The following is a 16,802-nucleotide window of genomic DNA, read 5'->3' as shown; positions in this document are numbered from 1 at the left end:
TTCGGGGTGCTGCGAACGCTTCGGTCCCGACCTACCGGGAGTCGGGCCGAGGGGCGAGATCCCGCCGATCGTCGTGTATCCCGGCCCATCCCCACGTTCCCTTATCTCAGGAGACCCCCGATGCGTCGAAAGATCCTCGCTCTGACCGGAGTCGCGGCGCTGCTCGCGACCGCGGCCTGCGGAGGCGGTGGTGCCGCGGAGAAGGACGGTGTCACCACGCTGAAGATCGGCTCCATGCCGGTCGTCGACACAGCGGCCCTCCACCTCGGGATCGACCAGGGCTACTTCGAGGATCTCGGGATCAAGCTCGACATCACCAACGTCCAGGGCGGCGCCGAGGCGATCCCGGGTGTCGTCAGCGGCGACTTCGACATCGCCTTCAGCAACGTGACCTCCCTGATCGTCGCCCGGGAGAAGGGCCTCCCGCTCAAGGTCATCAACAACGCCGTGGCCAGCACCGGCAAGCAGAAGGACGACTTCGGCGGGGTCGTGGTGCCCGAGGGCAGCCCCATCACCAGCGCCAAGGACCTCGCGGGCAAGAAGGTCGCGGTGAACACGCTGAAGAACATCGGCGACACCACCGTCCGCAACTCCGTGCGCAAGGACGGGGGCAACCCCGAGGACATCGAGTTCGTCGAGATGGCCTTCCCGGACATGCCCGCCGCGGTGGAGAAGAAGCAGGTCGACGCCGCCTGGGTGGTCGAACCCTTCCTCACTATGGCGCTCGACGGCGGCGCAACCGAGGTCGCGTCCAACTTCGTCGACACCCACGAGTCGCTCTCCGTGGCCGTCTACTTCACCTCCGAGAAGTTCCTCGCCGAGAACCCGGAGGTCGCCAAGTCGTTCTCCACGGCGATGTCGGAAGCGCAGTCCTACGCCCAGAGCCACCCCGAAGAGGTGCGCCGCATCCTCACCACCTACACCAAGATGGACCAGGACCTCATCGAGGAGATCCGGCTGCCCAACTACCCCTCCCAGAAGGACACCGAGTCCGCCAAGGTGCTCGGTGACCTCATGAAGGAGGACGGCCTGATCGAAAACGAGCCGAAGCTGGACGAGCTCTACCAGTGACCCGAACCGCGACAACCACACCCGACGCCACCCGTGGCGCGGGCGCGAACCGGGCCCTGCTGGGCGCCGCCGGCGTGGCCGGACTGATCGTGCTGTGGGAGGCGCTGCCCCTCATCGGGGCGGCGCGGCCCCAGTACCTTCCCCCGGCCTCCGAGGTCGCGGGCGTGCTGGCCGAGCGGCTCGGCAGCGCGGCCTTCTGGACCGCGGTGGGCGACACCCTCACCTCCTGGGCGCTGGGGCTGGCGATCGCGTTCGCGGCGGCCACCGTCCTCGGTTTCCTCATCGGCTCCGCGCCGCGCGTGCGCGCCTTCACCACCTCCACGGTGGAATTCCTCCGCCCCATCCCCTCCGTCGCGCTGATCCCGCTGGCGATCCTGCTCTACGGCACGGACATCCGCTCGACCCTGCTGCTCGTCGTCTACGCCGCGTTCTGGCAGATCTACATCCAGGTGCTCTACGGGGTCGCCGACGTCGACCCGGTCGCCGAGCAGACCGCGCGCTGCTACGGACTCGGCCGCCTGGCCCGGATCCGCTACGTCGTGTGGCCCTCGGCCCTGCCCTACCTGATGACCGGACTGCGGCTCGGCGCGGCCGTCGCGCTGGTCCTCACGGTGACCGCGCAGCTGGTCATCGGCAGCCCCGGCCTCGGCCAGGAGATCGCCGTGGCCCGGTCCAGCGGAGCCGTCGTCGACGTCTACGCGCTGATCGTCGCCACCGGGGCGCTCGGCGTCCTCGTCAACGTGGGAATCCGCGCGCTGGAGCGGCGCGCGCTGCGCTGGCACTCATCAGTACGGGGGGAGGTCCTGTGACGGCCACGCGATCACCGGCCATCGGCAGACGGTCCGGGCGGGCGCCACGAGGGCTGGTCCGCGTCCTCCAACTGCTCCTGCTGCCGGTCCTGCTCATCGCGCTGTGGTGGGTCAGCAGCGCCACGTCCGCCAACTACTACATGCCGACCCCCGACGTTATCGCGGTGACGTTCGGCGAGGTCTGGTTCTCCGAGCGCCTCTTCGTCGACGTGCTGCCCAGTATCGGCCGCCTGCTGCTCGGGTTCGCCCTGGCGGCGGTCCTCGGCGTCGGCCTCGGGGTGGTCCTGGGACTGTCACCCCGCGCCCGGGCGGTCACCGAACCCGTCCTGGAGTTCTTCCGGGCCGTCCCGCCGCCCGTCCTGGTGCCGCTGCTGATGCTGCTCGTGGGCGTGAACACCCCGATGAAGCTCGCGGTCATCGTGTCGGGATGCGTGTGGCCCATCCTGCTCAACACCATCGAGGGCGTGCGCGCGGTCGACACGGTGCTGGCGGACACCTGCCGCTGCTACGGCATCCGCGGGCCCCGCTGGCTGACCACCCTCGTGCTTCACTCGGCGAGCCCGCAGATCATGGCGGGTCTGCGCCAGGGGCTGTCCATCGCGATCATCCTCATGGTCATCAGCGAGATGTTCGCCAGCTCCAGCGGTCTGGGCTTCACCATCGTGCAGTTCCAGCGAAGCTTCGCCATCCCCGAGATGTGGAGCGGCATCGTCCTGCTGGGGCTGATCGGCTTCGCGCTGTCGGTGCTGTTCGGCGTGGCGGAGCGGTACGTCCTGGGCTGGTACCACGGCGTGCGCGCCGCGAGCCGGGGGGAGTGAGTCAATGAACACCCCCGCCCCTCCCCGCACCCCCTACCCCAACGGCCTGGCAAGGAGTGGTCGCAATGCTTGAGGTGACCCGGCTACAGAAGATCTACCGGGGTGAGGACCGCGAGGTCGAAGCCGTCCGCGACCTCACGTTCCGGCTCGGCGAGGGCGAGCTGGCCTGCCTCGTCGGCCCTTCGGGCTGCGGCAAGACCACGCTGCTCAAGTGCATCTCCGGGCTCATGGCCCCGACGTCCGGCCGTGTCGAGCTGGCCGGGAGCAACGTCACCGGACCGCCCCGGGACATGGCCGTGGTCTTCCAGGAGTACGGCCGCAGCCTGTTCCCCTGGATGAGCGTGCGGGACAACGTCGAGCTCCCGCTCAAGGAGAAGAAGCTGTCCAGGTCGCGGCGGCGCAAGCTGGTACGCGAATCGCTGGAGGCCGTGGGGCTGTCGGACTCCGCGTCGTCCTATCCCTGGCAGCTGTCCGGCGGCATGCAGCAGCGCGTGGCGATCGCTCGGGCCATCGCCTACGAGCCGCGTGTGCTGCTCATGGACGAGCCCTTCGCCGCCGTGGACGCGCAGACCAGGGCCGACCTGGAGGACCTGATCCGCGACCTGTGGCACAGGTTCTCCATCACCGTCCTGTTCGTCACGCACGACATCGACGAGGCGGTGTACCTCGGGCAGCGGGTGCTGGTGCTGTCGGCCTCGCCGACGGTCATCCAGGACGACGTGGCCGTCGACCTGCCCGACCAGCGCGACCAGCTCACCACGCGCGCCCACCCCCGCTTCGCCGAGCTGCGCGCACGGGTCTACAACCAGATCCAGAACACCAAGCGCGGCCCGGCCGACACGGGTCGGTCGGCGTCGAACCCGGCCACGGCCGACGCCTGATACGTCGGTCACGGCCGTCCGGCCGGTCGGCGCCCCTTCACCTGGCACGGGCGCCGGCCGGTCCCTTCGTTGATCTCGGCGAAGTGCACCTAATTCCGCCGAATATCCGGTGCACTTCGCCGAGTTCAACGGCCGAGTGGGAGGTGGCATCGCGCTCACCCCTTTTCGGCCCCGGCCGTCAGCCCCGAGACCAGCAGACGCTGGGCGAGCAGGAACCCGGCCACGATCGGGACGGTGATCGCGATCGACCCGGCCATCAGCACCGGGGCGGGAATGGCGAAGTCGGCGAGACGCGCGATGCCCAGGGACACCGTCCACCGCTGCCGGTCGTCGACGAGGAAGAGCAGCGCGAACAGGAACTCGTTCCAGGCGATCATGAACACGTACAGCCCGGTCGCGGCGACCCCCGGCAGGGCCATTGGCAGCACCACCCGGGTGATCACCTGCAGCCGGTTGCAGCCGTCGACCTCGGCCGCCTCCTCCACGCTGACCGGAACTGCCTGGAAATATCCGCGGAGCATGTACAGCGACACCGGGATCGTCTGGGCCATGTAGATCACCACGAGCCCGACCAGCGAACCCGTCAGGCCGATCCGGCTGAACAGCACGAACAGCGGTACCGCGAGCACGATTCCGGGGAACAGGTACACGGCCAGGAAGAACCCGTTGACGGTGTCGCGGCCGAAGAAGCGCAGCCGCACCGCCGCATAGGCGCCCAACACGCTGCAGGTTACGGTCAGCAGCACGGTCCACGCCGACACCATCAGCGAGGTACGCATGAAGCGGGCCAGCCCGAACCCGCCCGCGGACTCATCGGCCAGCGCCCGGCCATAGGAGCTCAGGTCCACCTCACCGGGCCCGGGGAGCGCCAACGGTGACGCGATGACCTCGGTGAACGGCCGCACCGACAGAACCGCGCCATAAAGCAGCGGCCCCGCTGCCGCGGCGACGGCACCGACGATCACCACGATCCGCAGAGCCGCCAGCACCCGGGACTCCACCGTGTGCCGGTCCAGCCTGAGGCGTCCGCCGCGTCGCTCTGCCATCTACACCCGCTCCTTCTGCGCCATCCGCAGGTAGAGCACGAGCAGCCCGGCCAGCGCGAGCGTCATCAGCACACCCAGTGCTGAGGCCGTGCCGATGTTCGCCCGCGTTACCAGCTCCTCGTACACCCGCACCGCAACCACCTCGGTGCCGCCCGCGCCACCGGTCAGCAGGTAGACATCGGTGAAGTTCTGGAACGACCAGATGAACCGGAGCAGGCCCAGCAACGCGAGGACCCCCGTGAGCTGCGGGAGCAGCACGTGGCGAAACACCTGGGTGGGCGAGGCGCCGTCGACGACGGCGGCCTCCTCCAGGTCGCGCGGCACCGCTTGCAGCCGCGCGGTGATGAACAGGAACGCCAGCGGGAACGACTTCCAGACCTCGAACACGATCACGACAGTGAGCGCGACGGGCACGGGCAGGCCGCCGATGTCGATGTCGTAGGTGGAGAGGAAGTTGATCGGCGCGCTCCAGCCCAGCAGGCGCTGACCGATCTCGTTGACCGCGCCGTACTGGGGGTTGAGCAGGGTCGTCCAGATCGTCGTGGCCGCCACGACCGGCAGGACATAGGGCACCAGCAGCAGCCCCCGCACCGCGCCGCGCCCACGGAAGGGGCGGCGCAGCGCCAGGGCGACGACAAGTCCGCTGAGCACCGAACCGACCGTGGTCACCGTGGCGTAGACGACGGTGGTGCGCGCGGCAGCCCAGAACCCAGCGCTGGAGAGCACCCGGTCGAAGTTGTCGAAGGAGACCTCCAGGTCGGCGAGGGAGAAGAAGCGGATGTCGATGAGCCGCATGTCCTGCAGTGACAGCACGAACCCCGCCAGGAACGGGAAGAGCACCACAGCGCCGACCACCAGCAGTGTCGGCGCCACCAGCAGGCGCCCGTGCAGCTCCTCACGCTCCCTGCGCGTGCGCGGGCGGCGCGAGCCGACGGCCGCGCGTGCGGTCCCCGTCCGGCGCCCGCTCACTCGACGTCGGCCTGGACGTCACGGGCGGCATCGGCCATCCGCCGGGCCACATCGGCGGGGTCCGCGCCGTCGAACAGCGGGCCGACCTCGCGGCTGAGGGTGTTCTGTGCGGCCAGCGCGCCCGCGAAAGCCGCCTGCTCGGTGCCGTAGCCCCACCTCCGGAAGCTCTGCGCGCCCTCGACGATGCCGCGTATCGTCTTCTCGTCGTAGAAGTCGGACAGCGGGCGTCGCGCGTCCTCGTCCTCGCCGGTGGGCAGGGAGGTCCACGCATCGGCGAAGGCCGTGGGGTTCTCCTTCGTTCCCATCCGGACGGGGATGCGGCCCTCGGGAGACACCGCCAGGGTGTCGACGTACCCGTCGCTCAGGAGAAACTCGATGAACTTCCGCGCCGCGGCTGTATCGGCCCCGCGCGGGACGCCCAGGTTGAGGGTGAGGCCGTACTGCCGCGCCTCGTCGGGGTCACCCGACGCGCCGGCACCGGGCGGATAGAGGCCGGTGACCACCCTGCTGTTGGCGGCCAGGAACGCCGGGTCGTCGGCGCACTCCCCGCACGTGGGCGGGAAGTCGGGGGCCAGCCCGGCGAGCTCGTCGAAGATGTGCGACCCCCAGAAGAGCATGGCGCTGCGACCGGAGAGGTAGGCGGCGCGCGTGGTCTCCACGTCCTGGTCGCCGCCGACCGACGCGTCGGCCATCCGGGCGTAGGCGTCCAGGGCACGGGCGCACTCCGGAGCCTCCAGGGCGACCTCGCCCGCGTCGTCCACCAGGTCGCAACCCCCGGCCAGCAGCAGCGCCTCCAGGGTCTGGGTGGTGAAGGGGTCGCCGGGCTTGGTGCCCAGGACAATCCCGGCGACGCCGTCGGAGGAGAGCTTCTCGGCGGCGTCGGCGATGTCCTCGATCGTGCGCGGAGGCCTCAGGCCGGCGGCCTCGAACATGTCGGTGCGGTAGACGAGGACCTGCCCCCAGCCGTCGCTGGGCACCGCGGTGAGGGCACCGCCGGTCGTGACCATGTCCAGCGCGTTATCACTGAAGGTGTCGCGCCCCAGCTCCGCGACGACGGCCCCGGCGGTGTCGGTGTCCAGCAACCCCTGCGCGGTCCACGCCGCGGCCTGGTCGGGCGCCAGCAGGATCACGTCGGGCACGTCACCGGAGGCCGCCCCGGTGACCAGGGCCTGGTTCTGGTCGGAGGCCGCCATGGCGACGACGTCGACATCGATGCCGGTCTCCTCGGTGAAGCGTTCAGCCGTGGCCTCCTGCTGGTCCAGCCGGTCCGGCGTGACGTGCGGGGTCCAGAAGGTGAGGGCGCCGGAGCCGTCCCCGCCACCGAGTGTGCAGGCGGCCCCGAGCAGCAGGAGGAGCACCGCGCCTCCGGCCGCCAGGGCGCGGTGTCGGGACGGGTGCTTTCTCCTCCCGTCCTCCTTGACGGAAAACATGGGCACCTCCAGTGCGGCGGCACGAAAAGGGAGCCGCATGGCCCCCTCAGGTCGGTGGAACGTGGACGGGGCGGCCGTCGAGGGCGTGCAGCGCGATGAGCACGCTCGCTCCGGTCAGCGCCAGGGGCGCGACGGCGGCGGGGCGGCCGTCGCTGGTCACCTTCTCCGGCAGTGCGCCGAGCCGGGTGCGGTGCGCGTCGAGCCAGTCGAGCAGGCTCCCGGCGAGCGCGTGTTCGCCCAGGCAGGCGGCGGTCATCGTGAACAGTGACAGCTGCGGGGTCCAGGCGGTCGCGGTGTCGCCCCACTCCTCGCCCGGACGTACACCGCCGTTGGACAGCCGCAGCGCGGCCAGGGTCCGGTGCCAGGACGCGCGCGGTCGGGGCGCGGCGGGGGCGAACGGGGGCAACAGGAACGCCACCGCGGCGTCCCGCCCGCCGCCCCGGCGCCGCGGGTAGCCGTCCCGGGAGAAGTGCCGTTCGATCCCCGGCCCCAGCCGGGAGGCGACCCGTGCGCACCGCCGGGCCGCGTCGGGGGCACCGAGTCCGCGCAGGACCTCCGCACCCGCGCGGGCCCCGAGCAGGAGGGGCGCGGCCGTACCCAGCGTGACGTCGGTGGTCGCTTTCTCCCAGTAGTCGGGGGAGGGGCGGGGGAGCCCGACGTCCGTGTCGACCGCGGCGTCGAGCGCCTCGGCCGCACCCACCAGCGCGGGCGACACGTCGGCGACCTCCTTCGGCGCCGCGCCCGCGGACACGTCGGCGGCAGGCACCGGCGCGGTGCGCCACAGCATCCAGGCCGCCCACAGCGTCCAGCCGATGCCGTCCAGTTGGGTGCCGCGGTCATCGGGTACCTCGCCGGAACCGTCGGGAAGGTAGCGCGCCTGCCAGGTGCCGTCGGCCTCCCGCATCGCGGCGACATAGCGCAGCACCCGCAGCGCGTCGCCGCGCCGCCCGCTCAGCGCCAGCGCCACAGCGCAGAAGGCGGCGTCGCGCGGCCACACATAGCGCCAGTAGGGGCTGGCGGCGGCGACCATCGCCCCGTTGGGGTACAGGAGCGCGCGGATATCGATCAGAGCGGTGCGCGCCATCTCCGCCCAGGGGGAGCCGACCGCCGGGACATCGGCTGCCGCCAGCCAGGCGCGCTCGCGTGCCACGGCCTCCGGCGTCGCCTCCGCGGCGCCGGGCAGCCGCTGCTCCGGTGCCAGCAGCCCCGTTTCCGGGACCCGTGCCACCGCCGAATTCGGCGGCACCGCGACCGGGGCACCATCCGCGCCGACCACCACGCCATCGGAGTAGAGGCGGGTCTCCGGCCGCCACGCGGTTCCGCGCGTGCCGAGGACCGGGTCGACCTGGTCCGGTCCGGCCATCCGGCATCACCGTCTCCTCATTGCGCGCCACCCTCGCTGCGGCATGCCCCTTTCATGCCCGCCGGAGCAGAAGTGGACTCCCTCCCGCGGGCCATTCCCGTCCGGCCGCTCCTCCCCGACCGGTCGCCCATGTTCGCGCCCAGAGCCCATCCAGGGAGGCCACGGCGTGTTGTCGAGCCCGGTGGGCGGCGCGGACCGCTCCGGCTCCGCCGGACGGAAACCGGAAGCCTCGTGGCGATGCCACCTCACCACCGGACCGGGCACAGCCCCCGCGCCGACACGCCGTGGGGCGGAGAGAGAAGACGGTCCCGCGGGTCGGCGGGCACGCGGCGGTGCGGCCTCCCGACCCCGCTACGCTGGCCTGCATGGAGCGCCCCTACACCATCCTGAGCTGCGCGATGTCCGTGGACGGGTACATCGACGACGCAAGCCCCGACCGGCTGCGGCTGTCCAGCGAGGAGGACTTCGACGAGGTCGACGAGCTGCGCGCGCGGTGCGACGCCATCCTGGTGGGGGCCGGGACCGTGCGGCGGGACAACCCGCGGCTGCTGGTGCGCTCGGCCGAACGGCGGCAGCGCCGCGAAGCCGAAGGCCGCCCGGGGCACCTGCTCAAGGTGGTGCTCACCGAAAACGGCGAGCTCGACCCGCGGGCGCGCTTCTTCACCACCGGGGACGCCGGAAAGATCGTATACACCGCGAGCGGGACCTACCCGGCCTGCGTCGAGAGGTTCCGCGACGCCCCCGACGACGTCACCGTGGTGGACGCGGGAGCCCCCACCGACCCCGCCCGGATCCTCGCCGACCTCGGCCGCAGGGGCGTGCGCCGCCTCCTCGTCGAGGGCGGGAGCCGGGTGCACACCCTCTTCCTCACGGCCGGACTGGCCGACGAGATCCGACTGGCCGTGGCCCCGTTCTTCGTCGGGGACGCCGACGCGCCCCGCTTCGTGGATGCCGGGGCGTTCGCCAATGGCCCCGACCACCCGATGCGGCTCGCCGAGGCCCGGACCATCGGGGACATCGTGGTGCTGCGCTACCTGACCGGGCGCCCGGCATGACCCCCGACCGGCCCGTCCACCCCACGGCCTCCGGCGAGGGCCGCGAGCCCACCGAGGCGGATCTGCGCTGGCTGCGCGCGGCCATCGAACTGTCGCGCTTCTGCCCGCCGTCGGCCACCGCGTTCTCCGTCGGAGCGATCGTGCTGGGTGCCGATGGCTCCGTGCTCGCCAATGGGTACTCGCGCCGGGACGACCCACACGACCACGCCGAGGAGGCCGCCCTGCGCACGCTCTCCCCGGACGACCCCCGGCTGCGCACAGCCACCCTCTACAGCTCCCTAGAGCCCTGCAGCACCCGGTCCTCCCGCCCGCGGTCCTGCGCCGACCTGATCCTGGCCACCCCGGTCCCGCGCATCGTGTTCGCGTGGCGGGAACCCGCGGTCTTCGTCGACTGCCAGGGGGCGCGGCTGCTGCGCGACGCGGGCCGCACCGTCATCGAGGTCCCGGCGCTCGCCGACGGGGTTCGCGAGGTCAACGCCCACCTTCTCGGCTAGGCGCCCACGCCCCCGGATCACCGTCCCCGCGCGAGCGGCCCGAGCACCCGGTAGCGGCTCAGTACCCGACGCGCGGCGCGAGCGCCTCGGTGAGCACCCGCCCCTCGGCTTCCGCGGGAGGTTCCACGCCGAGCAGGTGGCTGATGGTCGGGGCCACGTCGATCGTCCGCGGGCCGCCGGGCATGCGCCCCTGGGCGACGCCCGCCCCGGCGAGGACCAGCGGCGCCGTCCCCTCCCGCAGGCTCGCGTGTCCGCCGCGTTCGCGCCCGTCCACCTCATCGGGGTCGAAGAAGGCGTAAGGGGGCCGCGCGTCCACGGCGAAGTCGCCCTCGGTCGGTGTCGTGCCCATCGCGGCAAGATCGTCGCGGTTGAACACGGCCTCCAGCTCGGGCAGGTGGCGCAGCAGACCCTCGATGCGGTCGCGCTCCCGCGCGCTCTCCGCCCGGCCGCGCAGGTAGACGTTGGCCGCGCGCGGGCTCGCGGTGAGGACCACCTCGGTGCGGGAGGCCGGGGCCTGGCCCGAGTACAGGCGTTCCACGGTGAACCCGGCGTCGGAGATCGCGCCGAGCACCTGCGGTTCCAGGGACTCCGTGTACCCGGTCATCCCGTGGTCGGAGACGAACACGAACGTCGCGTCGTCGCCCAGGCCCACCTCCTCCACCGCGTCGATGATGCGGCCGAGCCCGGAATCGAGCTCGGCCAGGCGCCGGGGGATGTTCGGAGAGTTCGGCCCCTCCCGGTGCCCGAGGCTGTCGATGTCGGCGGAGTAGGCCGCGACGAGGTCGGGGATGCGGGGCAGGGTCACCGGGACTCCGTTGGAATCGACCGGCTCGCCGCGCAGGGCGCGCACCACGGTGTCGACGTTCTCCTCCCACGTGGCGCCCTGCGTGTAGAGCCCTTCGGGGTCGCCGTAGGTGACTCCCTTGTCCTGGACGATGTACCAGCCCGCTGACAGGACGTTGCGGTGCTGGCGGCGCAGGCTCTGCGCGATGGTCTCGGCCGCGATGTCGCGGGTCTGGCCGATCGCCTTGCCACTGCCGGGGTCGAGTACGTAGGCGGCGTTGCCGTGCACGATCGGCCGGGCGCCGGTGGCGATCCCCGCCCGGCTGGGGTTGGACACCGTCTTGTAGGTGCACGCGGCCGTGGCCAGAGATCCGCGAGTGACCAGGGATCGCAGGCGTGGGAGGCGGGCGTGCAGGTGGGCGTCGAGGTAGGAGGGGTCGACACCGTCCCAATCGATGAGAATCACCGGGCCGGCGGAGGGCCGCTCGCGAACGGCCCGCGCGGCAGCGGGGCGCGGAGTGAAGAGGGGGGTCATGGCGGCGAGGGCGGTGACGCCGACCGCCGATACCGCGGTGCGGCTGAGAAAGGACCGACGTCGCATTCGAGGCCTTCCCGGTGGGAGTGACGAGTCGCGGCAGCCGAATATAACGCGGGCTTTGGCTCCCATCGGTTCAGGTGACGTATACCACCCAGACGTTGACCGTTACTTTGCCGTCTGCCGACGGTTCCACTGGATTCGAGCCCATACCGTTACACGGCGAACCTCCGCGACCTGCGGGGGCGTGGCGAAGGTGCGGTGCCGGGGATCCGGCGGTGACCGGGGAGGATCCTCGATGGAGATGAGCTTGCTGGGCCGTTTCGCGAGGCTGGTGAACGACATCGGCTTCGACCTGACGAGCAAGAAGTTCATGCTCCTGCTGGCCCTGTTCGCTGTCGCCTCCTTCGTGCTCCTGGTTTGGGTCTGGCCGCGGCTGAGCCAGAAGGGGCTGAAGAGCGTGCTCGGGCGTGTCGGGCTGCTGGGTCTGGCGACCGTCACCGCTCTAGCCGCCGTCGCGAGCGTCGTCAACTGGGACATCAGGGTCTACCCCAAGTGGAGCGACCTGCTGGGGACCGGGGACGGCACGCAAAACATCGTCGGGGTGGCCGACCGGGGCGACCAGCGGGAGGGCGGCCTCCGCGTCACGTCAAGCAGCGTCCCGGGCGGCGGAGACCGGGCCTCCTCCGGGCAGATCGACACCGTCGAGTTCAGCGGCCCCACATCGGGACTGAAGAGCACCGGCTCCGTCTACCTGCCGCCCCAGTACTTCTCCCAAGAACAAGCGCCGCGCATCCCGGTCGTTCTCGTCGTCGCGGGAACGGACCAGAAGCCCGAGGACGTCCTGAAGGGCCTCGACCCGGCCAACGCCGGGGGGACGCCCGCCATCTGGGCCGTCATCGGGCTAGCCGGAACCGGCGCGACGGCGTGCGTCGACGTGCCCGGCGGGCCGCAGGCGCAGACCTTCGTCGGCCAGGACGCCACCCAGCAGCTCACCACCACCTACCGGATCGCGCCGGCGCGCAGCGGGTGGGCGATCGCGGGGATCGGTGACGGCGGCGGCTGCGCGCTGATGACGGGCCTGGCGCACTCCGCGAAGTTCAACGCGGTGGTCTCTCTCGGCGGCGAGGTCACCGCCCCGGACAACCCGCGGAGGAGCGACCTCTACGGCGGAAGCGAGGCCATCCGCGACACCACCGATCCGCTGTGGCGCGTGAAGAACCTGCCAGCGCCGCCGCTGCAGATCCTGCTCGGCCAGGGGAAAAACCAGGACGCCGCGGGGCTCGACGCCCTGGAGAAGGCGGCGCGCGAACCTACGAGGGTGAGTCGGCTGTCCAGAACCGGCGGTGGCGACGACGCCGTTTCCTGGAAGCCGCGCATGCGCGAGGTCGCCAAGTGGCTCGGCGAGCGACTGGACGACGGAACCACGACGCCCTGACGCCGCACCGCACCCCTCAAGCTCGCATCGCTCCGCTTCCCTTCCTCCCCCGTCACCCCCGTCTCGCCCCGCACCTTAGTCCTGCCATCATCGCCGAAAGGAACGTCTCGCGGTGGAATTGACCAGTCCCGTTCTGCTCTGGACGGTGAGCGCCTGCACCATCGCGGCGTTTGTCGCGGTGATCGTGTTCTGGCGCCACGCCGCCCGCGCTGGCCTGCGCGGCCTGGTGGCGCGCGTGGTGATGATCGGGGTGGTCCAGCTCTGCGCGCTGTCCACCCTCGCGCTCGTCGCCAACCTGCACTTCTCCTTCTACGGCACGTGGGATGACCTGCTCGGCCACGACGGTCCGGCCGACGCCGCGCCGACGGACAGCCAGAAGGACGGCGGCGAGTCGGTCGCCGAACCGCTGCCCGACGACGACGTGACCTCTCAGGTCCCCGAGAGGATGGGCAAGCTGGAGAAGGTGCAGTTCAAGGGCGCGCGCAGTGGGCTGTCGGACATGGGCTACGTGCTGCTCCCCCCGGAGTACTTCTCCAAGGCGCACGCGGAGGACCGCTTCCCGGTGGGCATCCTGCTGACCGGTTTCCCCGGCGAGGCGCGCAACCTGGTGGAGCGGATGAAGCTCCCCAAGGTCGTCTCCGACCTGAGGAAGCAGGGCAGGGTGCAGCCGATGATCTGGGTCATGGCGCGGCCATCCCCGGAGCCGCCGCGCGACACCGAATGCGTCGACGTGCCCGGCGGGCCGCAGGCCGGTACGTACTACGCCCAGGACCTGCCGGAGGCACTGTCTAACCGCTACCGGACCGCGCCCACGGCCAAGGGCTGGGCGATCATGGGCAACAGCTCCGGCGGCAGCTGCGCCATGCGCACCGCGATGATGAACCCGAACTCCTACACCGCCTCCGTTTCCCTCGCGGGGGACTTCCGCGCGATCAAGGACAAGCAGACGGGTGACCTCTACGGCGGCAGCCAGCAGTTCCGCAACGAGAACGACCTCTTCTGGCGCCTGAAGAACCGCCCCATGCCGCCCATCGACATGCTCGTCACCCGCATCCTCGACGGCGGCGACGGCAACCCCGCCGAACCCAAGGAGTTCGCCGACCTCGCCAAGCCCCCCATGCGGATCGACCTTTTGGAACGCAAGAGCGGCGGCCACAACTTCGTCACCTGGAACGCCGAGCTCTACCAGGCGGTGCCGTGGGTCAGCGAACGCATGAAGGTCGAAGACCCCGGCGCCAGCAGCAGCTCCACCAAATAACAACGCTAACCCCCCCCCCCCCCCAACCCCCTCCCCGACGCCTTCCCCTCGGCCGCCCCGCCTCCCCAACCCGGCGGGGCGGCAGCGCTCGCGGTGGGATCGCCGCTACGTTCTCCATAGCGGGGCCCGGAAAGAGCGCATTGCCCCCCACGTGGTGAGCCGAGAGTGTCTTGGCAAGTCGCGTACGTCGCTCTACGTGGATGAGGTAGGGCTGCTGGCGCAACGGTCGCCGCTTCGCGGTGTGGATCCTGCCGCCCAATATGTCAGCAGTCGATGCCACAATCGTCATCGTGACGAAGTACGTGAGAATTTTTGGTGAGATCTCGGGACACCCTGAGAAAACGCACTACAGCACCCGCGAGGAGGTCCGGCGCGCCGGACTGCATGCCCACAAACAGGCAGGTATCTCAGGCACAGCCCACGAAGGCGCAGACGCGATCGTACTTAACGGCGGATACCCCGACGATTGCGACTACGGAGATGTCGTCATTTATACGGGGCATGGTGGGCAAGACAATGGGAAGCGGCAGATCGCTCACCAGAGCCTCGACGACTCAGGTAATGCTGCTTTGGTTAAGAGCCAACTGGATGGGCTACTCGTTCGGGTCATCCGGGGATACGAGGAGGAATCGGAGTACGCACCGACCAATGGGTATCGCTATGACGGTCTCTTCAAAGTGGTCCGACACTGGTTCAAGACGCGAGATGACGGCTTCCGCGTGTGCCAGTTTCGCCTGGTCAAGCACGGGAGTGCGGCCGACGTTCTCGACTCCGACATTCCCCATGACTCTCTCCAAGTAGCGGACGATGATCCTACAAAATCAACCGGTCCTGCGGGACGCAGTACGGTGACCCTGAATAAGGTTAACCGGAGCGCAGCGGTCGTTAGAAATGTCAAGAAATGGCATGCGAATCGCTGTCAAATCTGCGGCCAGAGCGTTGATCTGCCGAGTGGGCCGAGTAGCGATGTGGCCCACATTAGAGCACTGGGGGCGCCTCATAATGGTCCGGACATTGAAGAGAACGCATTATGTCTGTGTCCCAACGACCACCGCCGATTTGACAATGGAGCACTGTATATTCTCAACGATCTAAGAATCGTTGACGCGCTATCTGGTGCGGTGGAAGGGAATCTTCGTATTCACTCTGCGCATAAAGTCAAAGTCGAATATATTCAGTACCATCGATCCTGCTGGGTTGATCAATAGCATCTAATTATGCCACTGAATTGTGAGTCGCGCGAGAAGAATGCCCTTGCTGTAGCGAATTGAAAGACGCCCGCCACGCCCGCCGCTGCTGTCAGTCTCGCCCTTCCCTGGCCGGTCGAGCTGGGCGGGGAGACCAAGAGTGATCTTGATGCGCACGTGGGTACGGTGAAACCCCAGTCGCCGGCACGGAGAGGGTCTTCCTTGCCCGTGCCGATTCAGCTGCCGCCCCATAGCCATAATCTCGTGGGGCGGCAGTCCTCGCGGTGGGATCTCCGCGGTGCCCGCTGAAAGGTGCGCGGGCATCATGAGCACCATCGGTGAACATCCTATGATTGGATGTTGGTGTGCAGCATCAATCGATTGCGGAGAGTGAGGATAGCTGTGCGCCCCTCGACACACCTGGTGTTCGGTACTGCCACCGCGGCGATGGCCGCGTCCGTTCTCGCCGTCGAGCTGCCCTACTACGCCATTGCCGCGACCGGGCTGCAGATCGTCCTCCTGGGCACCTGGCTCACGCTCGTGGTTCGCGCGGCCCGGGCTGCCAACTCCCAGCGCTGACGTCCAACCGGAGGCTCCCCTCCGGGGCTTCGATCCCTCCGCGCGGGGACAGAAGTTTTCTGAACAGCAAGATGTTCAGCCAAATGAAGTTCGGATCCGAAAGCGCTGGCCGCGGATTCTCGATTTCTTGATCGCCATTTTTATCCCAGGTCGCGAGGCCAAGAGGGGCAGATCAAGAATGGATCATGAACACGTGGACGAGAGAGCCAGCAGCGTGCATCATGTGTCCTTGTGGGGTAATGTCGAGTCCTCTCAGGCCTTCGGAGTAGGAGCCGCCCAGATGGTGGAAACCCCTCCCGTCGTATCCGTCCTGGATACCTACGAGAAGCTCGCCGAAGTGTACGACGCGGTCACCGACGTCCCAGGCTACTCGCAGTGGATGAAGATCTTCATCGACCTGATCGAGGCGCACGATCGACCCGGGGACCGGCTTCTCGATCTCGGTTGCGGAACGGGAAAAAGCTCGGTCGTTTTCAACGACCTCGGATACCAGACCACAGGTGTCGACATTTCGCCCGCCATGATTAAAATAGCGCGGGAGAAAAAGGAGATGTCCAGCATCGACTTCGTCGTCGGTGACCTGTGTGACCTGCCCGACTTTCCCGAGATGTTCGACGCGGCCACGGCCGCGGGTGAGCAGTTCCATTACCTGGACGATGCGGCAGCACTGCGCTCCGCGCTGCGGAGCGTGCGCAGTCGGCTGCGGCCCGGCGGACTCCTGGTTTTCGAGCTCAACACCGCTGGCACCTTCGCCACTCTGTGTGCCGCTCCCGCTGTCCGGCGCGGCTCGGGCAGTGTTGTGGTCCTCGATGGGACCGCGTCCGCGCCGTTCGCCCCGGGGAGTTGTGTGGAAGTCGCCATGGACAGCTTCACCGAGGCGACCGACGGAATGTGGCGACACGTAGAAACGCGCCACCCGCACCGGCATTTCCCCCATGATGAGGTGGCGGCCGCGTTGTCCGCGAGCGGATTTGAGCTGGTCACAGTGTACGGGATCCAGGGCGGGAAACTGCATGAGGGTCTCGACGAGCAGAACGACCTGAAAAGCTTCTACGTCGCCCGAACTCCAGAGGCCACCGGATAAAG

General features: G+C 69.5%; 16 protein-coding genes. 11 read left to right on the top strand and 5 right to left on the bottom strand.

The window, feature by feature from the left end:
* The first annotated feature begins 120 nt into the window (after nucleotides 1–120).
* From ABD259_RS08545 to ABD259_RS08530, 4 genes are all read left to right on the top strand, one after another.
* Entirely contained in the window at nucleotides 121–1,071 is a 951-nt protein-coding gene (locus ABD259_RS08545) for an ABC transporter substrate-binding protein (RefSeq protein ID WP_344161377.1), read from the top strand.
* Entirely contained in the window at nucleotides 1,068–1,880 is an 813-nt protein-coding gene (locus ABD259_RS08540; protein WP_344161374.1) for an ABC transporter permease, read from the top strand. The genes ABD259_RS08545 and ABD259_RS08540 overlap by 4 nt, the downstream gene beginning before the upstream one ends.
* Nucleotides 1,877–2,698, top strand: coding sequence for an ABC transporter permease (locus tag ABD259_RS08535; protein WP_425573494.1), 822 nt, complete (start codon nucleotides 1,877–1,879; stop codon nucleotides 2,696–2,698). Before ABD259_RS08540 ends, ABD259_RS08535 begins: the two co-directional genes overlap by 4 nt.
* Nucleotides 2,699–2,763: 65 nt before the next feature.
* Nucleotides 2,764–3,579, top strand: a complete 816-nt coding sequence (locus ABD259_RS08530; RefSeq protein WP_344108069.1) for an ABC transporter ATP-binding protein — start codon at nucleotides 2,764–2,766, stop codon at nucleotides 3,577–3,579.
* Nucleotides 3,580–3,734: 155 nt separating this feature from the next.
* On the opposite strand, the gene ABD259_RS08525 is transcribed toward ABD259_RS08530, so the two are convergent.
* From ABD259_RS08525 to ABD259_RS08510, 4 genes are read right to left on the bottom strand one after another with little or no spacing between them, the layout of a single operon-like run.
* On the bottom strand, nucleotides 3,735–4,625 hold the full coding sequence (locus ABD259_RS08525; protein WP_344108071.1) for a carbohydrate ABC transporter permease: 891 nt from the start codon (nucleotides 4,623–4,625) through the stop codon (nucleotides 3,735–3,737).
* The gene (locus ABD259_RS08520) at nucleotides 4,626–5,594 is read right to left on the bottom strand and encodes a carbohydrate ABC transporter permease (RefSeq protein ID WP_344108073.1); all 969 of its coding nucleotides are present in this window, start codon (nucleotides 5,592–5,594) and stop codon (nucleotides 4,626–4,628) included. It lies immediately after the preceding gene.
* Nucleotides 5,591–7,024, bottom strand: a complete 1,434-nt coding sequence (locus ABD259_RS08515; protein ID WP_344161371.1) for an ABC transporter substrate-binding protein — start codon at nucleotides 7,022–7,024, stop codon at nucleotides 5,591–5,593. Before ABD259_RS08515 ends, ABD259_RS08520 begins: the two co-directional genes overlap by 4 nt.
* A 46-nt stretch (nucleotides 7,025–7,070) precedes the next feature.
* Nucleotides 7,071–8,387: a glycoside hydrolase family 15 protein gene (locus tag ABD259_RS08510; protein WP_344108077.1), complete on the bottom strand. Its 1,317-nt coding sequence runs from the start codon at nucleotides 8,385–8,387 to the stop codon at nucleotides 7,071–7,073.
* Nucleotides 8,388–8,752: 365 nt separating this feature from the next.
* Here ABD259_RS08510 and ABD259_RS08505 point away from each other — a divergent pair, with 365 nt between their 5' ends.
* Both ABD259_RS08505 and ABD259_RS08500 read left to right on the top strand, forming a co-directional pair.
* Entirely contained in the window at nucleotides 8,753–9,442 is a 690-nt protein-coding gene (locus ABD259_RS08505; RefSeq protein WP_344161368.1) for a RibD family protein, read from the top strand.
* Nucleotides 9,439–9,936, top strand: coding sequence for a cytidine/deoxycytidylate deaminase family protein (locus ABD259_RS08500; protein ID WP_344161365.1), 498 nt, complete (start codon nucleotides 9,439–9,441; stop codon nucleotides 9,934–9,936). The genes ABD259_RS08505 and ABD259_RS08500 overlap by 4 nt, the downstream gene beginning before the upstream one ends.
* Nucleotides 9,937–9,994: 58 nt before the next feature.
* Here ABD259_RS08500 and ABD259_RS08495 read toward each other — a convergent pair whose 3' ends face one another.
* Nucleotides 9,995–11,320, bottom strand: a complete 1,326-nt coding sequence (locus tag ABD259_RS08495; RefSeq protein WP_344161362.1) for an alkaline phosphatase family protein — start codon at nucleotides 11,318–11,320, stop codon at nucleotides 9,995–9,997.
* Between the two features lie 232 nt (nucleotides 11,321–11,552).
* On the opposite strand from ABD259_RS08495, the gene ABD259_RS08490 reads away from it, so the two are divergent.
* From ABD259_RS08490 to ABD259_RS08470, 5 genes are all read left to right on the top strand, one after another.
* On the top strand, nucleotides 11,553–12,692 hold the full coding sequence (locus tag ABD259_RS08490; RefSeq protein WP_344161359.1) for an alpha/beta hydrolase-fold protein: 1,140 nt from the start codon (nucleotides 11,553–11,555) through the stop codon (nucleotides 12,690–12,692).
* A gap of 112 nt (nucleotides 12,693–12,804) precedes the next feature.
* Nucleotides 12,805–13,950: an alpha/beta hydrolase gene (locus tag ABD259_RS08485; RefSeq protein ID WP_344161356.1), complete on the top strand. Its 1,146-nt coding sequence runs from the start codon at nucleotides 12,805–12,807 to the stop codon at nucleotides 13,948–13,950.
* A 290-nt stretch (nucleotides 13,951–14,240) separates the two neighbouring features.
* Complete coding sequence (locus ABD259_RS08480) at nucleotides 14,241–15,158, top strand: YDG/SRA domain-containing protein (RefSeq protein WP_344161353.1); 918 nt, start codon at nucleotides 14,241–14,243, stop codon at nucleotides 15,156–15,158.
* Between the two features lie 381 nt (nucleotides 15,159–15,539).
* Nucleotides 15,540–15,716 carry a hypothetical protein gene (locus ABD259_RS08475; RefSeq protein ID WP_344161350.1) on the top strand — a complete coding sequence of 59 codons (177 nt, stop codon included), beginning with the start codon at nucleotides 15,540–15,542 and terminating at the stop codon, nucleotides 15,714–15,716.
* Nucleotides 15,717–15,843: 127 nt separating this feature from the next.
* A complete protein-coding gene (locus tag ABD259_RS08470; protein ID WP_344161347.1) occupies nucleotides 15,844–16,800 on the top strand; it encodes a class I SAM-dependent DNA methyltransferase in 957 nt (318 codons plus the stop codon).
* Nucleotides 16,801–16,802: the final 2 nt, after the last annotated feature.

Source organism: Nocardiopsis rhodophaea (genome assembly GCF_039530945.1).
GTDB lineage: Bacteria > Actinomycetota > Actinomycetes > Streptosporangiales > Streptosporangiaceae > Nocardiopsis_C > Nocardiopsis_C rhodophaea.
The sequence above is the reverse complement of the archived record's forward strand: the minus strand, read 5'-3'. Positions and strand labels throughout refer to the sequence as shown.

Excerpts from the sequence above, each read along its gene's own strand:
- ABD259_RS08515 (WP_344161371.1), bottom strand. The coding sequence starts at position 7,024 with ATGTTTTCCGTCAAGGAGGACGGGAGGAGAAAGCACCCGTCCCGACAC.
- ABD259_RS08525 (WP_344108071.1), bottom strand. The coding sequence starts at position 4,625 with ATGGCAGAGCGACGCGGCGGACGCCTCAGGCTGGACCGGCACACGGTG.
- ABD259_RS08545 (WP_344161377.1), top strand. The coding sequence starts at position 121 with ATGCGTCGAAAGATCCTCGCTCTGACCGGAGTCGCGGCGCTGCTCGCG.
- ABD259_RS08505 (WP_344161368.1), top strand. The coding sequence starts at position 8,753 with ATGGAGCGCCCCTACACCATCCTGAGCTGCGCGATGTCCGTGGACGGG.
- ABD259_RS08495 (WP_344161362.1), bottom strand. The coding sequence starts at position 11,320 with ATGCGACGTCGGTCCTTTCTCAGCCGCACCGCGGTATCGGCGGTCGGC.
- ABD259_RS08500 (WP_344161365.1), top strand. The coding sequence starts at position 9,439 with ATGACCCCCGACCGGCCCGTCCACCCCACGGCCTCCGGCGAGGGCCGC.
- ABD259_RS08530 (WP_344108069.1), top strand. The coding sequence starts at position 2,764 with ATGCTTGAGGTGACCCGGCTACAGAAGATCTACCGGGGTGAGGACCGC.
- ABD259_RS08510 (WP_344108077.1), bottom strand. The coding sequence starts at position 8,387 with ATGGCCGGACCGGACCAGGTCGACCCGGTCCTCGGCACGCGCGGAACC.
- ABD259_RS08490 (WP_344161359.1), top strand. The coding sequence starts at position 11,553 with ATGGAGATGAGCTTGCTGGGCCGTTTCGCGAGGCTGGTGAACGACATC.